Raw genomic sequence first — 2503 nt, 5'->3', positions numbered from 1 at the left:
CGGGGGACGCCCACCACGCGTATAGCCCTGATATCGCGGGCAACTGAGCAGGAAGGTCACCAACATCATGGAGAGATGCCAGCAGGTCCGTGATGGCAGCGTCCCGGTCGCTGCTCGGAGGTGAGGGAATTTCCATGCCGAGGATCATGCCTGATCCTGGCGACATATCATCTGTTGCTGCGCCAGTGGAACCAGTTGAGGTTGACCGTGCACTCGTTCGTTTCTGAGCCTCAGTGTCAGTTTCAGAAGACGGCTGCACGAGGTCAACACTCGACTGCACTCACTATGGCCCTGGACGCGCCCATGCTCTCAGCGATGGGACGCCGAACCGGATCGGCTGATAACCCCGCAGGGGATGGTCGGGATTCATCCTGGGGCACGAATGCCGGCAGTGGGTCCTCTCGATCCATCCACGGTTTTCACGAACAGCGATGACACATACGCCTGACGATACGGATTGCCGCTACTGCACAAGTGTTCCATAATATGCACATGCGTTCAGTGGACATGCGGGCGTCGGCGACCATTCGGGAGGAGGCGATGCGGCTGTTCGCCGACCGCGGTGTCGCCGGCGTGAGCATCCGGGATGTGGCTGCCGCCGCGGGAGTGTCGTCGTCGCTGGTGATGCACCACTTCAGATCGAAGGAGGGGCTCAAGGCCGCCGTCGATGCCCGGGTGACGAACACGATGATCGACCTGCTCGATCAGTTCGAGACGGGCGCGGAAACCGGCAGCACACCGTCATCGCTGGCCGGAGTGATGGCCGATCTGCTCGAAACTGACCCGCAGCTGCCCGGCTATCTGCGGCGGCTGCTGATCGACGGCGGCGCGGCGGCACAGAGGCTGTTCCGGGTACTGTTCGACGCCACCGTCGACACGCTGACCGCGCTCGAGGCTGCCGGGATCGCCCGTCCCACCGCCGACCTTCCGGTGCGGGCGGCATTCTTGCTGGTCAACGATCTCGCGGGGATACTGCTTCGCGACCAGGTTCAGGCCGTACTCGGCGTCGACCCGCTCGGCCCGACCGGGGTGGACCGCTGGTCCCAGACCTTGATGGATACCTACTCGCGTGGGATTTTCCGGCTCGCGCGGGAGGAGGAACAACCATGACACCCGTCGTCGACGTCGCCGGCCTCACCCGCAGCTTCGGATCCCGCCGCGGCGTGATCGATCTCGATTTCACAATCGATGCCGGTGAAGTGTTCGGGTTCCTCGGCCCTAATGGGGCTGGGAAGTCGACCACGATCCGGCTACTGCTCGGGCTGTATCGGGCCGACGCCGGCACCATGAGGGTGTTCGGGCTCGATCCGGTGCGCGACGCTGTGCCCATTCACCGCCGCGTCGGTTATCTGCCCGGGGAGTTCGCGCTCTACCCGCGCCTGACCGGCCGCCGACATCTCGACATGGTCACCCGGATCCGCGGACTGGTGGATCTGTCGTACCGGGACGAACTGGTGGAACGTTTCGGTGCCGAACTCGACACACCGGCCCACACCCTGTCTAAGGGTAATCGGCAGAAGATCGGTCTGGTGCTCGCGTTCATGCACCAGCCGGAACTGCTGATTCTGGACGAACCCACGTCCGGGCTCGATCCTCTGCTCCAGCAGGAGTTCGTGCGCTTGGTGAGGGAGACCGCAGCGCAGGGCCGGACGGTGTTTCTGTCCTCGCATGAACTCGACGAGGTGCAACGGCTCGTCGACCGGGTGGCGATCATCAGGGACGGGCGGCTGACCGTCACCGACACGGTCGAGCACCTGCGCCGCAACGCACCGCGCACCGTGGAACTCCACTTCGACCGCCCTGTCGGCAGCGAGCCGTTCGCCCGCCTCGACGGCGTCCGGGTTCTCGACAACACGGGCCGACGGGTCACGCTGGCGCTCACCGCACCGATAGCCCCACTTTTGCGGGTGGCCGCCGACCTTCAGCCCGTGGACATGACCGCCCGCGGCGCTGACCTCGACGAGTTGTTCCTCAGCTACTACCGCAACGATTCGGGATCGGAGGTCGGTCATGTTCGCTGAGGTGACTCGGCTCGATCTGCGCCTGCGCCGGCGCTCGCTGATCGGATACACGGTGGGTGTGGCGTTGTACGCCTTCGTCATCGTCGCGCTCTATCCGACCTTCAAGGACGATTCCGGACTGAACGCCTTCACCGAGGGCAACTCCACCATGGCCGCGCTATTCGGGGCCAGCGGCTCGTTGACCACCTCGTCCGGGTGGCTGAACGCGAACCTCTACGCCAACTTCGTGCCCTTGGTGGTGCTGCTGCTTGCCATCGGATACGGGGCGTCGTGCCTAGCCGGGCAGGATGAGGACGGCACTCTCGGGGTGATCGCCACGCTGCCGGTCTCGCGACTCCGGATCCTGGCCGAGAAGTTCGTAGCGCTGTGCGTAACGACGGTCCCCGTGGCGCTGGTCACGGCGCTCTTCGTCGCACTGGGCCGCAGCTTCGAGCTGACCGTCGACCTCGGCCACCTCACCGGCATCACCGCCGGTGTGCTCC

3 protein-coding genes are annotated in these 2503 nt (G+C 65.1%); all 3 read left to right on the top strand.

Going from position 1 to position 2503, the window contains the following annotated elements:
* Positions 1–492 precede the first annotated feature (492 nt).
* Positions 493–1110, top strand: a complete 618-nt coding sequence (locus WAW17_RS13335) for a TetR/AcrR family transcriptional regulator (protein ID WP_422333442.1) — start codon at positions 493–495, stop codon at positions 1108–1110.
* The gene (locus tag WAW17_RS13330; RefSeq protein ID WP_422333441.1) at positions 1107–2021 is read left to right on the top strand and encodes an ABC transporter ATP-binding protein; all 915 of its coding nucleotides are present in this window, start codon (positions 1107–1109) and stop codon (positions 2019–2021) included. The genes WAW17_RS13335 and WAW17_RS13330 overlap by 4 nt, the downstream gene beginning before the upstream one ends.
* Positions 2011–2503 (top strand): ABC transporter permease subunit (locus WAW17_RS13325; RefSeq protein ID WP_422333440.1); only part of this gene is annotated, 493 nt, incomplete at its 3' end. The genes WAW17_RS13330 and WAW17_RS13325, both read left to right, overlap by 11 nt.

The sequence above is a fragment of the Rhodococcus sp. (in: high G+C Gram-positive bacteria) genome (assembly GCF_049286785.1).
Classification (GTDB): domain Bacteria; phylum Actinomycetota; class Actinomycetes; order Mycobacteriales; family Mycobacteriaceae; genus Rhodococcus_F.
The sequence above is the reverse complement of the archived record's forward strand: the minus strand, read 5'-3'. Positions and strand labels throughout refer to the sequence as shown.

Bases quoted from the DNA above. Each gene is read 5' to 3' on its own strand.
- WAW17_RS13335 (WP_422333442.1), top strand. From the start codon at position 493: ATGCGTTCAGTGGACATGCGGGCGTCGGCGACCATTCGGGAGGAGGCG.
- WAW17_RS13330 (WP_422333441.1), top strand. From the start codon at position 1,107: ATGACACCCGTCGTCGACGTCGCCGGCCTCACCCGCAGCTTCGGATCC.